The organism is Ruegeria sp. HKCCD6119 (assembly GCF_013110585.1).
GTDB lineage: Bacteria > Pseudomonadota > Alphaproteobacteria > Rhodobacterales > Rhodobacteraceae > Ruegeria.
This window is the reverse complement of sequence record NZ_WVQV01000001.1, coordinates 554,126-567,649: the sequence shown is the minus strand read 5'-3', so window position 1 is coordinate 567,649 and position 13,524 is coordinate 554,126. Positions and strand designations below refer to the sequence as shown.

The following is a 13,524-nucleotide window of genomic DNA, read 5'->3' as shown; positions in this document are numbered from 1 at the left end:
ACTTGGCAGAATGCGAATCGAACTTGATGCAATCCGCAAAAAACATACTGCAACCCGAACATCGGGCCCTGAAAACCGCCGTTCTGGTGCTGGATGAATGCAACACGCTCAGCTTCGCCTCGGCGGTCGATCCGATGCGCGCTGCCAACCGTCTGGCGGACCGGCCCGCCTTTGACTGGGATTATGTGACCGCCACAGCCGAACCCGCGATGCTGACAAGCGCCCTGCAAGTGCCCGGCATCCCGCTCTCTCGCCTGCAAGGCTGCGACCTTATGATTGTCGTCGCGGGCTTCCAACTGGCCCGCCACGCCACTCCCAGCCTGCTGGCCGGGCTGCGCCGCATTGCCGGTACCGGGGCGACGATGGCCGGGATTGACGGCGGCCCCTGGCTGCTGGCCGAGGCAGGGCTGCTGGACGGTCACCCTGCGACGACCCACTGGGAAGACCTGCAAAATTTCGCTTCCCGCTTCCCCGACGTCGACGTGCGCCCCGACCGCTTTACTGTCTCGGACGGTCGCCTGACCTCTGGCGGCGCGATTCCCGCTGTCGAGATGATGCTGCACATCATCGCCGCCCGTCATGGCGCGGGTTTCGCATCCCGTGTCTCGGGCCTGTTCCTCTATGATGGCGCGCCGGACCCGGGCACACCGCAAAGCCGCACCGGCGCACCACACCGCCACACCGCGCTGACGTCAAAGGCGAATTCGCTGATGCAGGCATCCCTGGATGACCCCCTGCCACTGGCCCATATCGCTGACCAGCTGGGCACCAGCCCGCGCACCCTGCAACAACAGTTCCGCCTTCGCCTGAACACCACGCCGCAGGATCACTATCTGCAACTGCGCCTGGCCGAGGCCCGCCGTCTGGTCACCGACACCGACCTTCCACTGATGGATGTCGCGCTGGCCACCGGTTTTTCCTCGCAATCCAGCTTTGCCCGCGCTTTCCGCACCGCCCACGGTCAATCGGCACGCGACCTCAGGCAAGAGCGCGCGCACCCCACCCATCACTGACCGGATCCAACTTCATCTGGCCAGAAATATCCCGGGGGAGGCACGCGCAGCGTGCCGGGGGCAGAGCCCCCTCGCCTCAGTACGGCATCGGGTGCGCTTTGTGGACAGCGTCCAACTCGGCCAGCACCTCGTTTGACAACGTCAAATCCGCACCGGCCAATACGTGTTCAAGCTGCGCGACCGTGGTCGCGCCAAAAATCGCCGACATCATGAATGGTCGCGAGCGGCACCAGGCCAGCGCCATATGGGTCGGATCCAGGCCATGTCGCGCGGCAACATCCATATAGGCCGCGACTGCATCAAAAACCCGGTCAGACTTGCGCCCGCCCAATTGAGGCGAAAGCGACATACGAGAGCCGTCCGGCACGGCCCCGCCCTGATATTTCCCGGTCAGCAGCCCGGTGCCCAGGGGTGAAAACGCCATCAGGCCGACATCTTCATGTACGCTCAGCTCGGCCATGTCGGTATCGAACAGACGGCACAGCAACGAATACTCATTCTGCACGGACGCCGCTCGCGGTGTGCCTGTCTGTTCGGCCAGTCTCAGCCACTGCGCCGTACCCCATGCGCTTTCATTCGACAGACCAAAAGCGCAGATGTTGCCTTTGTCCACCTGAACCTGCAAGGCCCCCAGACACTCCTGCATATTTTCCAGAACGTCCGCAGTATTGTGGCCCGAAGGCGCATAATCCCAGTTTTGACGGAACATATAGCTGCCGCGATTGGGCCAGTGGAACTGGTAGAGATCGATGTAATCCGTCTGCAAACGCCGCAAAGACCCTTCGATGGCCTCAGGAATGGTCTTGGCCGTGATCGGCGCACCGTCGCGAACATATGACAACCCCTCACCTGAATGCTTGGTCGCCAATACGAAATCCGCCCGGCGCGACGAATTTGCGGCGTTCCAGTTTCCAAGAATTTCTTCAGTACGACCAATTGTCTCTTTGGCGACAGGATTCACCGGATACATCTCGGCGGCATCCACAAAGTTGATCCCCGCGTCCAGCGCCATGTCCATCTGCCGGTGCGCATCCGATTCCGAGGTCTGCGTCCCGAACGTCATCGTCCCGAGGCAAAGATCGCTCACGACAATCCCGGTGCGGCCCAGAGGCTTCATCTGCATCCTCAAATCTCCTGATAAATGGCACAGCCCGTCAGGCTTCGGCCTTCTTTTCCCACCGCCCGGACTCTTCCGACCAGTATTGCGCGGCGCATCCGGCGCCGGTCAGCGCCTTCCACTGCCCGCGCGCGTGCTGCACGGCCATGTCGTCATTGCCGTCGAACAGAATGCAAACCCGCTCCAGAGCCGACACTTCTTCGGGTTCGATCGACGCGCCGTCCACCGCCATGACACACACCGCGCCGTTGGGGGCCTCGGCGCTGGTGGTCAGAAGGATCGGCTGCTCGGCGTCATGCGGGCCGCCTTCGCGACCATGCGGCAGGAACCCGTCCTCGGGGCCCAGCCACAGCTTTTCATCCAGCCAGTCCATCCGTGCGGGATCGGTGCCCCGCACGGCAATCTTCCACCCGGCCTGTCGCGCCTTGTCCAGCAGCACAGGCAAGGTGTGCTCCAGCGGCTGGCGGGTCAGATGGTAGAAATAGACAGCACCCATTCGCTTACTCGAAATTGTCCTGCACGAACCGGCTCAGCGCGCGCACACCCCAGCCCGTAGCACCTTTGGGCGCATAGGATGTCTCGGACGCCACCGAGGCCACACCCGCGATATCCAGATGGATCCAGGGTGTATCCTCTTTCACGAAACGTTGCAGAAACTGCGCCGCCGTGATCGAGCCCGCCGGACGGCCACCGACGTTTTTCATGTCGGCGATGCGCGATTTCAGCATCTTGTCATAGGCATCGCCCAACGGCATCCGCCACGCGCCTTCATCCTCGGCCCGGGCCGATTTCAGGAAGGCGTCACAGAATGTGTCATTGTTGGAAAACACACCTGCATTCTCATGACCCAGCCCGATGATGATCGCTCCGGTCAGGGTGGCTAGATCGATCATGCCCACCGGTTTGAACCGCTCCTGTGCGTACCACATCACGTCGCACAGAACCAAACGGCCTTCGGCATCGGTGTTGATGATCTCGACCGTGTCGCCCTTCATCGACTTGACCACATCGCCCGGACGGGTGGCATTGCCCGAAGGCATGTTCTCGACCAGCCCGACAAGGCCCACCACATTGGCCTTGGCCTTGCGCTTGGCCAGCGCACGCATCGTGCCCGCGACAACGCCCGCGCCGCCCATGTCCATGGTCATGTCTTCCATGCCACCGGCCGGTTTCAGCGAAATGCCACCAGTGTCAAAAACCACGCCCTTGCCCACCAAAGCCAAGGGCGCATCGTCCTTGTCGCCACCATTCCAATGCATCACGACGACTTTGGACGGGCTGGCAGAGCCCTGCCCGACGCTCAACAAAGTGCGCATGCCCAGTTCAACCAGCTTGTCCTCTTCCAGAACTTCGACTTCCAGGCCCAGCTCCTGCATCTCGACAAGACGATCGGCAAATTCCGTGGTCGTCAGAACATTTGCAGGTTCGTTGGTCAGATCACGCGTCATCCGCACACCGTCGGCAATCGCGTATAGCGGTGCAAACTCTGCTTCGGCTTCCTTGGGTTTCGAATGTCCTATCGTAATCGAACCGCTGCCTTCGCTGTCCTTGGTTTTGTGCGCGTTGAAATCATAACTGCGCAGCACCATGCCAAGGGCCAGGTTTTCGGTCTGCGCCTGATTGCCGACCATCACCAGCATGTCCTTGCCACCCGCTGATTTGACCAACGCGGCACCAGCCTTGCGGGCCTCATCGGCTTCCGGGCGGCGCGGCAGCACCACGACGTCCAGCGCTTCGGCCGCCATCCCAGCCGGCCAGGCCATCGAGATAACATCGCCGGTCTTGGACTTTCCGAATTTCTCACTTTCGACAAGCCGCGCCACAGCGCCTTTCGTCAGGCGATTGGCCCGGCGCGCCGCAGGGTTCATTTTTCCGTCCGACGAAATGATGATGGCCACCCGCCCTTCGGCCTGCGCCATCGCATCCAAGTCAAACTCCTGAAAGCGGACCGGTATCAGACTGCTCATTGCAAACTCCTCGAATTCTGTTCCCCAAGACCTAGCCCGCGCCGCCCGACTTGACCAGATAGCAGTTTTCCCCGCGTTTCAATTGCAGTAAGGTCCCGCAAAAATAACCGGCAGGCTCGGGGGAGAAAGACGTGACACGAGAGGGCAGGCATACGCCGTCGCGCAGGAAGACATGCATGCGCGATTTCGGCCCGTTTTCCGGCGCAAAAGGCTTGGCGGGGGCAGTCTTGTGATCCTCGACCGCTATTTCGCCCGCCGCTTTTCACAGAGCTTTCTGGTCATCGGCGGTATTTTTCTGACCTTGATGATTCTCATCGATCTGATCGAACAGATCCGCCGATTTGACCAAGTCGACCTGTCCTTCGGCCAATTGCTGCACCTGACGCTTCTGAACACACCGGCCGCCATCAGTGAAATGCTGCCCCTGCTGGTCATTCTGTCCACCATTGCCTTGTTCGTCGGGCTGGCACGGACCTCTGAACTCGTGGTGACCCGCGCCACGGGTCGCTCGGGTATCCGCGCACTGGTCGCGCCAGCGGCTCTGGCCCTGATCATCGGTGCGCTTGCAGTGGCATTGCTGAACCCCATCGCGGCGGCCACATCCCAGGAATTCCAACGCCTGTCTGATTCCTATCGCAACAACGGCAGTTCAGCGCTTTCGATCAGCAGCGAAGGCCTTTGGCTGCGTCAGTCGGCGGAAAACGGTCAGGCTGTCATCCACGCCCGGGGCACCTCGAACGGGGATGCTCTTGGCCTGGACGGCGTGACCATCATCACCTTCGCGCGCGACGGCAAACCCACCCAGCAGATCGTCGCCGACAGGGCCGTGCTGGAAGACGAAAACTGGGTCTTGTCCCGGGCCAAGATCTGGAATTTGCAGAATGGGCAGAACCCCGAAACCAGCTCGGTGGAACATGAACGGCTGGAGTTGCCAACCTCGCTGACGCGGCAGCGGATTCTGGACACGCTGGGGCAACAGGATTCAGTGTCGGTTTTTGACCTGCCGCAACTGATCAAGGATCTGCGCGAAGCCGGGTTTTCGACCAAGCAATATGAAGTCTGGTTGCAGGTGCAACTGGCCAGGCCGTTCTTTCTGGTTTCGATGGTGCTGATCGGGGCTGCGTTCACCATGCGTCACGTTCGGTTCGGCGGTACCGGAATCGCCGTTCTGACGGCCGTACTGCTTGGCTTTGCCATCTATTTCGTCCGCAATTTTGCGCAAATCCTCGGGGAAAACGGACAATTGCCCATCTATATCGCGGCCTGGGCGCCGCCCTTCGCCGCCATCCTGCTGTCCCTTGGTCTGCTTCTTCACGCGGAGGACGGCTGATGCGGAACATGATTTCCCTGCTGCTGACCAGCGCAATCGCTTTGTCGGCACCGACGGTTCTGGCGGCGCAAACCACCTCGGCTGAGCCTGACCCGCAAGCGGCGCAGTCACAGGCCGAACCCGCCCTTTTGGTTGCCGACAAGGTCTTTATCACACCCGACAGGAAACTGGTGGCCGAAGGCCATGTCGAAGCCTTTCAGGGCGATACCAAGCTGTCGGCCCAACGCATCACCTATGACCGGGAAACGGGCGAGCTGACACTGGAGGGCCCCATTCGTATTGATCAGGGGGGCCAGTCGACCCTTCTGGCCGATTCCGGCCAGCTGGACAGCGGCATCCAGAACGGCCTGCTGATCGGTGCTCGGATGGTTTTCGATCAGCAAATCCAGATTGCCTCGGTTCAGGCGAAACGGGCCGCGGGCCGCTATACGCAATTCAGCAAGGTCTCGGCCACTTCCTGCCATGTCTGCACCAATGGAAAGCCACCGCTCTGGCAGATCCGCGCCCGCAAGGTCACTCATGACCAGTTGGAACGGCAGTTGTACTTTGAGGGCGCGCAGCTTCGGGTGCTAGATTATCCGGTATTCTATTTCCCCTATCTGCGCTTGCCGGACCCGACTTTGGATCGCGCGACCGGCTTTCTGGTGCCGTCGATCCGCAGCACCTCGCAACTGGGAACGGGGGTCCAGGTTCCCTATTTCTTCAAGCTGGGGGACCACAAGGATCTGACCTTGACGCCGTATCTGTCGGCCAAGACCACAACTCTGGGATATCGGTATCGTCAGGCGTTCGTGAATGGGCGCATTCAGCTTGAAGGCGCCTATACCCGTGATGACGTCCAGCCCGACCAGGATCGCGGCTATCTGTTCGCCGGCGGTTGGTTCAACCTGAAGAACGATTTCCGGCTGACATTCGATCTGCAAACCACCTCGGACGACGCCTATCTGGCCGACTATGGGCTGCCGGACCTGGACCGTTTGCGTAGTGAAGTCGCGCTGGAACGGATCAAACGCGACACCGCGTTCAAAACAAGCCTGATCCACTACAAAACTCTGCGTGACAGTGAAAATCAGGACGAAATCCCATCCCGCGTCTTCGATCTGAACTATGAAAAGCGGTTCTTTCCCGGCGCACTTGGTGGCGAGGTGCGGCTGGCCTTTGTTGGCCACGCTCATGAGCGCACCAGCGACGCTGATATCGTCGGCCGTGACATAGCAAGGGCAACTGTTGATGCCGAATGGTTGCGAAGCTGGACATTTGCATCGGGGCTGCGCGCGGACGCGACGCTGGGCGCATCGGTGGATACGTTCAATATTCGCCATGACAGCAATTTTCCCAGCATTGTGACCCGCTCGACCCCGCGCGCGGCGTTGACGCTTCGCTATCCGATGACCCGTCGCGAAAAAACCGGCGCGGTTCAGCTTCTGGAACCGATCGCGCAGTTGGGATGGACCCATGTCTCGGACACTGATGCGCCAGATGATGAAAGCACGTTTCAGGAATTCGATCAGGGAAACCTGCTGGCCCTGTCCCGTTTCCCTGCCGAAGATCAGCGCGAAGACGGTGCCACAGGGGTCATCGGCCTGAACTGGGCGCGCTATGGTGCGGACGGACAGCAGGCGCTCGTAACGGTGGGTCAGGTGTTTCGGGCGGATGCCGACCCGAATTTCACCCTGACATCCGGGTTGCAGGGCACCACGTCCGACTTGCTGGTGGCGGGACAAGTCACCACGGCCAACGGTTGGTCGCTTGGCGGGCGCGGTCTGATCGACAGCGATTTCAGTTTCGTCAAAGCTGAATTGCGCGGGGCCTGGGCTTCTGAATTTGCCGGCCTGTCCGGAAGCTATATCTGGCAGGAACCGGATCCGGCGGAAAACATTGCGGAAGAAATTTCGGAAATCTGGCTTCTGGGCCGCTATCAGGTCGACCAGAACTGGCTTACCAATGCCGAGGCACGCTATGATCTGAACCAGTCAGAGCCAATCCGGCTTGGGCTTGGTGTAACATACCAGAATGAATGTGTTCAGGTTAACATGTCCGTAAGCAGACGCTTTACTTCAACATCCACTATTGAGCCTTCGACAGAATTCGGCTTTACCCTATCGCTGACAGGATACGCCCTTGAAGGCGGTGGTAACACATACAAGAGAAAATGCAGTTGATATCAGGTTTCTCCAGGTTTCTCCGTTCCGGTTGGCACAAACCGGTCACGCCGGCACTGGCCGCCGTTTTCCTCGCTTTATCGGCGCCGCAGGTCAGCGCCCAAAGCCTGTTCTCGCCAGCGATCCGCGTGAATCAGGACATCGTCACCTGGTACGAGCTGGAACAACGCCTGCAATTCCTGAATGTTTTGGGTTTGCCCGGCGGCAATGAGGCTGACGTCAGGGAAGCCCTGATCGAAGAAAAATTGCGCAAGCAGGCCATGCGCGAAGCGGGCGTGCAAGCTGCCCCGGAAGCCGTACAACTGGGGATCGACGAGTTCGCCTCGCGCGGGCAATTGTCCACCGAACAGTTCCTGCAACTTTTGGGTGAGGCAGGCGTCGACCCGGAAACTGTCCGTGATTATGTTGCAGATCAGCTGGCCTGGCGCGACTATATCAGCTCGCGCTACCTGTCGCAGGCCCGTCCGACCGAAGACGAGATTGATCGCGCGCTGGGACAAACCGGTGGCGGCGGCCTTCAGGTCCTGCTGTCCGAGATCATCATCCCGGTGAACCCGCAAACCGTTGCACAGACCGAATTGCTGGCGGAAGAGATTTCGCGACTTGAAACTATCGAAGCGTTTTCAGCCGCAGCGGCGCAATATTCCGGAGCGGCCACCCGCAACGAAGGCGGACGTCTGGACTGGCTGAATATCTCCAACCTGCCTCCTGCCTTGCAACCGGTTATTCTTGGGCTCCAGAACGGTGAGATCACCGATCCCATCAGCCTGCCAAACGCCGTCGCCCTGTTTCAATTGCGCGGATTGCGCGAGGTGGCGACCGCTGCGCCGGCTATCTCCAAACTTGACTATGCGGCCTATTACCTGCCGGGCGGCCGCAGCGCCGAGGCTCTGGCACAGGCTGCCGCCCTGCGGGAGGAGATCGACACCTGCGACGACTTGTACGGAATCGCCAAGGATCAACCCGTCGAAGTCCTGGACCGTATCGAAGCCAGCCCATCAGAAGTACCACGCGATTTCGCCGTGGAACTGGCCAAGCTGGATCGCTTCGAAGTGTCAACAAACCTGACCCGCAACAACGGGCAGACGCTGGTGTTCCTGATGCTGTGCAACCGCACCCGCAACCTGGGCGAAAACACCTCGCGGGCGGATGTCGCGAATGCACTGGCGCAACAGCGGCTACAGGCCTTTGCGTCCAGCCTGGTAGAGCAGCTGCGGGCTGACGCCACCATTGTTCAGGAATGACACGCCCGATCGCGCTCAGCTGCGGTGAACCGGCCGGGATCGGCCCTGAAATCGCGGCCAAAGCATGGGCAGAGCTGCGCCAAACCTGCCCGTTTTTCTTTATCGGCGATGCCAGCCACCTGCCTGCTGGCACCCCCGTTGCGAAAATCCAAACCCCTTCGGATGCCGTTGCAGTCTGTGATCAGGCCTTGCCCGTGCTGCAACTGAACTTTCCTGCTGCGAACATGCCCGGTCAGCCAGACCCGGCCAATGCCCCATCGGTGATCGATGCCATCGAAACCGGCGTCGACTTTGTGAAAGAGGGGGCAGCGGCCGCTCTGTGCACCGCGCCCATTCACAAGAAGGCCCTGATCGACGGGGCCGGGTTTACCTATCCCGGCCATACCGAGTTTCTGGCCGCGCTGTCGGGCACCCGCCGGGTTGTCATGATGCTGGCCAGCGACCAGTTGCGGGTTGTCCCGGCAACAATCCACATTCCCCTGGCGCAGGTTCCCGCCGCGCTGACGCCGGACCTGCTGCGCGAGACAATCGAAATCACCACGCGCGGTCTGCGCGACCAGTTCGGCATACAACACCCCCGCATCGCCATAACCGGCCTGAACCCCCATGCCGGCGAAGGCGGCAAAATGGGCCGCGAGGAGCTTGACTGGATCGCCCCAATGCTGGCCGATCTGAACCCGGAAGATGCGACCCTGACGGGCCCGCACCCTGCGGATACACTGTTCCATGCCGCTGCCCGCGCCCGCTATGACGCGGCGATCGCAATGTATCATGATCAGGCCCTGATCCCGATCAAGACACTGGACTTCGACCGGGGTGTGAACGTCACCCTTGGCCTGCCCTTCATCCGCACGTCGCCAGATCACGGCACTGCACTGGATATCGCCGGGAAAGGCATCGCGAATCCAACCAGCCTGATCGAAGCTCTGAAGCTTGCCCAACGCATGGCGCAAGGCTCTTGATCCTTCATCTGGCTGAAAATATCCCCGCCAGAGGCAAAAAACTTCTGGCGCTGCCCCTGCGGCCTGCGTCACGGTAATCGGATCATGAGTGCAATCGACAATCTCCCCCCTCTGCGCGAGGTCATCGCCACACATCAACTCTCGGCGCGCAAATCCTTGGGTCAGAACTTCCTGCTGGACCTCAACCTGACCGCCAAAATCGCCCGTCAGGCTGGCGATCTTGCAGACTGCGACGTACTGGAAATCGGCCCCGGTCCTGGCGGCCTCACCCGAGGGCTCCTGTCCGAAGGCGCACGCAAGGTCGTGGCGGTGGAAAAAGATACCCGCTGCATTGCCGCCCTGAACGATATCGCCGCCGCCTATCCCGGAAGGCTGGAGGTCATCAATGGTGACGCGCTCGAGATCAACCCGCTGGAACACCTGACCCCGCCAATCCGCATCGCAGCCAACCTTCCATACAACGTCGGCACCGAACTTCTTGTGCGCTGGCTGACACCCCCTGAATGGCCCCCCTTCTGGCAGAGCCTGACGCTGATGTTCCAACGCGAAGTGGCCGAACGCATCGTGGCCCAGCCGGGCAGCAAGGCGTATGGCCGCCTCGCCATCCTTGCCCAATGGCGGGCCGAGGCGCGCATCGCCATGTCCCTTCCCCCCGACGCCTTCACCCCTCCGCCCAAAGTCTCCAGCGCGGTGGTCCACCTGACCGCCCTGCCCGAACCGCGCTATCCTGCTGACGCCGCGACCCTGTCGCGTGTGGTGGCCTCCGCCTTCAATCAACGCCGCAAAATGCTGCGGGCCTCGCTCAAAGGCGTTGCCCCGGATATCGAGGATCGCTTGCAGGCCGCAGGTATCCAGCCCACTGAACGGGCCGAGCAGGTTCCGCTTGAAGCGTTCTGTGCCTTGGCGCGCGAAATCCAGACACCCTGATCAAAAAAAGCCCCGAGGCTTGACCTCGGGGCTTTGCGGTTTCTGATGCCGGCTTTATTCAGCCGCTTCCGGTGCGTCGCCATCCGTTTTGGGCGCATCTTCAGCCACTGGCGCCGGTTTGGGCTTGCGCGCCCGCGGCTTGCGCGCAGGCTTTTCCTTCTTTTCCGGCGCCGGGGCTTCGGCCCCCTTGCTTTCCGGTGTCTCGACCAGACCGCTTTCCGGAGCAGCGTCCGGTGCGGCGAAATCCATTACATCCGGCTGCGGGGCTTCGGCAGGATCGGCCTGCCGGGCCGCTTCACGTTCCTGGCGCTCGGCGCGCTCACGGTCACGCTCGGCCTGGCGTTCGCGGTTCTGGCGCTCCTGCTCTTCGCGGCGCGCTTCAATCTCGCGCTGCGCCTCACTCAGCATGCGCAGATAATGTTCTGCGTGCTGCTGGAAGTTTTCCGCCGCAACGCGGTCGTTTGACAGTTGAGCGTCACGCGCCAGCTGATTGTACTTATCAATGATTTGCTGCGGCGTGCCACGCACCTTGCCTTCAGGGCCCGAGCTGTCAAATACCCGGTTTACGACGTTACCGCCGGAAGGACGATTGCGGTTGTTCTTGGCCCGCGAGCGGGATTTGGAAGATCTCATTTTACTTTACGTCAGCCTTATCAATGCGCTGTCGCTCAACCCGTGTTTTGCACTGCTCTGAGGCGTTTGCCGTGACGGGATGTCGACTTTTTTGGGCTTGGCGTCAGGGGTGCGCTGCAACAGCGTCAACCTCGCCGACTAATCCTGAGTAAACATGTCCTGACCGTGCAGACAAGAGGAATCTCGAATTTTCACACGCTTTTTTACTCGGGGCAGCGTTTTTTGGCCTCAGACACCAGTTTCAACCCGGCATCTTTGCGCCGACAACCCGGTCACGCCCGTCCAGATCGGGGATTACGCGAATATCCGCCAAACCCGCCGCATCAAACAAGGCAGACACCAGATTTGCCTGTGTCGGGCCAATTTCCACAAGTAATCGCCCGCCTGGCAACAGATAATCCGGGGCCGAGGCCGCAATCTGCCGATACGCGCCCAGCCCGTCCCCTTCATCGGTCAGCGCCATGCGCGGCTCGTGCTCCCGCACTTCGGGCGAAAGGTCCTCCATTTCGGTTACGGAAATATACGGCGGGTTGGAAACAATCAGGTCAAACCGGCCTTCAATGCCTTCAAACCAGTTTGACTGCGCAATCTCGGCTCGTCCCTGCACCTGGTGGAGCACGGCATTGGCGCTGGCCTGAAGACAGGCGGCTTCACTCAGGTCGACCCCAAGACCCGAAGCGCTGGTTCGTTCCGCAAGCAGTGTGACCAGAATACAGCCAGACCCGACCCCGAGGTCCAAAACATGGTCGAAGGGTTCGCTCAGCGCCGCCTCGATCAGGGTTTCAGTCTCGGGGCGAGGATCCAGAACATCGGAGCTGACACGAAACCTGCGCCCATAGAACTCGCGTTCGCCCAGCAGATGAGACACCGGCACCCGAATGGCACGCAAAGAAACCAACTGGTCATAGCGTTCAGCGATCTCGGGCTGCAACTCTTCCGGGGCAATCAGCGTCACCCGGCTGGCCTCTATCCGTGCGGCATGGGCCAACAACAGGCGCGCATCCCGCGCCGGGTCATCCACGCCCGCGGCCCTCAAGCGCGCGGTTGCGGCCACCATGGCCTGCGCTGCTGTTTGCAGGCCCGTCATTGCGCCATCTCGGCCAGCAACCGGGCCTGATCATCCGCCGTCAGAGCGTCAATCACTTCGTCCAGATCCCCCTGCATCACCTGATCCAGTTTATAGAGCGTCAGGTTAATCCGGTGATCCGTCATCCGCCCCTGTGGGAAATTGTAGGTGCGAATGCGTTCCGAACGATCCCCTGATCCTACCTGGCTGGCCCGGTCGGCGGAACGTTCGCTGTCGATCCGCTGCCGCTCGAGGTCATAAAGCCGCGTCTTCAGCACCTGCATGGCGATCTCGCGGTTGCGATGCTGGGACTTCTCGGAACTTGTGACCACCAAGCCCGTCGGAATATGGGTGATCCGCACCGCCGAGTCAGTGGTGTTCACGTGCTGCCCGCCCGCGCCGGAACTGCGCATCGTGTCGATACGGATGTCATTGGCGTCTACCTGGATGTCGACATCCTCGGCCTCGGGCAGTACCGCCACCGTCGCCGCCGAGGTGTGGATGCGCCCGCCGCTTTCGGTTTCGGGCACGCGCTGCACACGGTGCACGCCGGATTCGTATTTCAGCCGGGCAAAGACGTTGTCGCCCTTGATATGGGCCACCACCTCTTTGATCCCGCCCAGATCAGAAGCCTGTTCTTCGATGATCTCGAACTGCCACCCGCGGGCCTCGGCATAGCGTTGATACATACGCAACAGATCGCCCGCGAACAAAGCGGCCTCGTCCCCGCCGGTACCCGGGCGAATTTCCAGCATCGCCGGACGCGCATCCGCCGCATCCTTCGGCAGCAGCGCCAGTTGCAGCGCGTGTTCCGCCTCGGGGATGCGCGATTGCAGGTCCGGAATTTCTTCTTCGGCCAACTCCTTCATATCCGGGTCGGCCAGCATCGCCTCGGCCTCAGCCAGGTCTGCCACCAGCTGGCGCCAGGCCATGATCTGATCGACCACGGGTTTGAGGTCGGAATATTCCTTGGCCAACGCCGCAATATCGCCGCCCGATGCGCCATCCGCCATGGCTGCTTCGAGGTATTGGAAACGTTGGGTGATCTGTTCAAGACGTTCTTCGGGGATCATCCCGGCGGTGTCTATCATCCGGGGGCTTTG

Annotated in this window: 12 protein-coding genes; 6 read left to right on the top strand and 6 right to left on the bottom strand. The window is 61.0% G+C overall.

The window, feature by feature from the left end:
- The first annotated feature begins 26 nt into the window (after positions 1 to 26).
- Positions 27 to 1,013 carry a GlxA family transcriptional regulator gene (locus tag GS611_RS02885; protein ID WP_171631997.1) on the top strand — a complete coding sequence of 329 codons (987 nt, stop codon included), beginning with the start codon at positions 27 to 29 and terminating at the stop codon, positions 1,011 to 1,013.
- 76 nt (positions 1,014 to 1,089) lie between these two features.
- Here GS611_RS02885 and GS611_RS02880 read toward each other — a convergent pair whose 3' ends face one another.
- From GS611_RS02880 to GS611_RS02870, 3 genes are read right to left on the bottom strand one after another with little or no spacing between them, the layout of a single operon-like run.
- On the bottom strand, positions 1,090 to 2,136 hold the full coding sequence (locus GS611_RS02880; protein ID WP_171631995.1) for an aldo/keto reductase: 1,047 nt from the start codon (positions 2,134 to 2,136) through the stop codon (positions 1,090 to 1,092).
- Between the two features lie 31 nt (positions 2,137 to 2,167).
- The gene (locus GS611_RS02875; RefSeq protein WP_171631992.1) at positions 2,168 to 2,626 is read right to left on the bottom strand and encodes a DNA polymerase III subunit chi; all 459 of its coding nucleotides are present in this window, start codon (positions 2,624 to 2,626) and stop codon (positions 2,168 to 2,170) included.
- 4 nt (positions 2,627 to 2,630) lie between these two features.
- Positions 2,631 to 4,097, bottom strand: a complete 1,467-nt coding sequence (locus tag GS611_RS02870; protein ID WP_171631990.1) for a leucyl aminopeptidase — start codon at positions 4,095 to 4,097, stop codon at positions 2,631 to 2,633.
- Between the two features lie 229 nt (positions 4,098 to 4,326).
- Here GS611_RS02870 and lptG point away from each other — a divergent pair, with 229 nt between their 5' ends.
- The 5 genes from lptG to rsmA all read left to right on the top strand — a co-directional run bounded on the left by lptG (position 4,327) and on the right by rsmA (position 10,722).
- Positions 4,327 to 5,427: an LPS export ABC transporter permease LptG gene (gene lptG, locus GS611_RS02865; protein ID WP_171633804.1), complete on the top strand. Its 1,101-nt coding sequence runs from the start codon at positions 4,327 to 4,329 to the stop codon at positions 5,425 to 5,427.
- Positions 5,427 to 7,589 carry an LPS-assembly protein LptD gene (locus GS611_RS02860; protein ID WP_171631988.1) on the top strand — a complete coding sequence of 721 codons (2,163 nt, stop codon included), beginning with the start codon at positions 5,427 to 5,429 and terminating at the stop codon, positions 7,587 to 7,589. The genes lptG and GS611_RS02860 overlap by 1 nt, the downstream gene beginning before the upstream one ends.
- The gene (locus tag GS611_RS02855) at positions 7,580 to 8,833 is read left to right on the top strand and encodes a peptidylprolyl isomerase (RefSeq protein ID WP_171631986.1); all 1,254 of its coding nucleotides are present in this window, start codon (positions 7,580 to 7,582) and stop codon (positions 8,831 to 8,833) included. The genes GS611_RS02860 and GS611_RS02855 overlap by 10 nt, the downstream gene beginning before the upstream one ends.
- Positions 8,830 to 9,795 (top strand): 4-hydroxythreonine-4-phosphate dehydrogenase PdxA, encoded by a 966-nt coding sequence (gene pdxA, locus GS611_RS02850; protein WP_171631983.1) that lies wholly within the window; start codon positions 8,830 to 8,832, stop codon positions 9,793 to 9,795. The genes GS611_RS02855 and pdxA overlap by 4 nt, the downstream gene beginning before the upstream one ends.
- 84 nt (positions 9,796 to 9,879) lie before the next feature.
- A complete protein-coding gene (rsmA, locus tag GS611_RS02845) occupies positions 9,880 to 10,722 on the top strand; it encodes a 16S rRNA (adenine(1518)-N(6)/adenine(1519)-N(6))-dimethyltransferase RsmA (protein ID WP_171631979.1) in 843 nt (280 codons plus the stop codon).
- A 54-nt stretch (positions 10,723 to 10,776) separates the two neighbouring features.
- Here the strand turns inward: rsmA and GS611_RS02840 are convergent, their stop codons facing one another.
- The 3 genes from GS611_RS02840 to prfA all read right to left on the bottom strand — a co-directional run bounded on the left by GS611_RS02840 (position 10,777) and on the right by prfA (position 13,494).
- Entirely contained in the window at positions 10,777 to 11,355 is a 579-nt protein-coding gene (locus GS611_RS02840; protein WP_171631977.1) for a DUF4167 domain-containing protein, read from the bottom strand.
- A gap of 241 nt (positions 11,356 to 11,596) precedes the next feature.
- Complete coding sequence (prmC, locus tag GS611_RS02835; RefSeq protein ID WP_171631975.1) at positions 11,597 to 12,442, bottom strand: peptide chain release factor N(5)-glutamine methyltransferase; 846 nt, start codon at positions 12,440 to 12,442, stop codon at positions 11,597 to 11,599.
- A complete protein-coding gene (gene prfA, locus GS611_RS02830; protein WP_171633802.1) occupies positions 12,439 to 13,494 on the bottom strand; it encodes a peptide chain release factor 1 in 1,056 nt (351 codons plus the stop codon). Before prfA ends, prmC begins: the two co-directional genes overlap by 4 nt.
- Between the last annotated feature and the right edge of the window lie 30 nt (positions 13,495 to 13,524).

Coding starts and splice junctions, on each gene's coding strand:
- GS611_RS02840 (WP_171631977.1), bottom strand. CDS start 11,355: ATGAGATCTTCCAAATCCCGCTCGCGGGCCAAGAACAACCGCAATCGT.
- GS611_RS02880 (WP_171631995.1), bottom strand. CDS start 2,136: ATGCAGATGAAGCCTCTGGGCCGCACCGGGATTGTCGTGAGCGATCTT.
- rsmA (WP_171631979.1), top strand. CDS start 9,880: ATGAGTGCAATCGACAATCTCCCCCCTCTGCGCGAGGTCATCGCCACA.
- GS611_RS02870 (WP_171631990.1), bottom strand. CDS start 4,097: ATGAGCAGTCTGATACCGGTCCGCTTTCAGGAGTTTGACTTGGATGCG.
- GS611_RS02860 (WP_171631988.1), top strand. CDS start 5,427: ATGCGGAACATGATTTCCCTGCTGCTGACCAGCGCAATCGCTTTGTCG.
- pdxA (WP_171631983.1), top strand. CDS start 8,830: ATGACACGCCCGATCGCGCTCAGCTGCGGTGAACCGGCCGGGATCGGC.
- GS611_RS02875 (WP_171631992.1), bottom strand. CDS start 2,626: ATGGGTGCTGTCTATTTCTACCATCTGACCCGCCAGCCGCTGGAGCAC.
- prfA (WP_171633802.1), bottom strand. CDS start 13,494: ATGATCCCCGAAGAACGTCTTGAACAGATCACCCAACGTTTCCAATAC.
- GS611_RS02855 (WP_171631986.1), top strand. CDS start 7,580: ATGCAGTTGATATCAGGTTTCTCCAGGTTTCTCCGTTCCGGTTGGCAC.
- prmC (WP_171631975.1), bottom strand. CDS start 12,442: ATGACGGGCCTGCAAACAGCAGCGCAGGCCATGGTGGCCGCAACCGCG.
- GS611_RS02885 (WP_171631997.1), top strand. CDS start 27: ATGCAATCCGCAAAAAACATACTGCAACCCGAACATCGGGCCCTGAAA.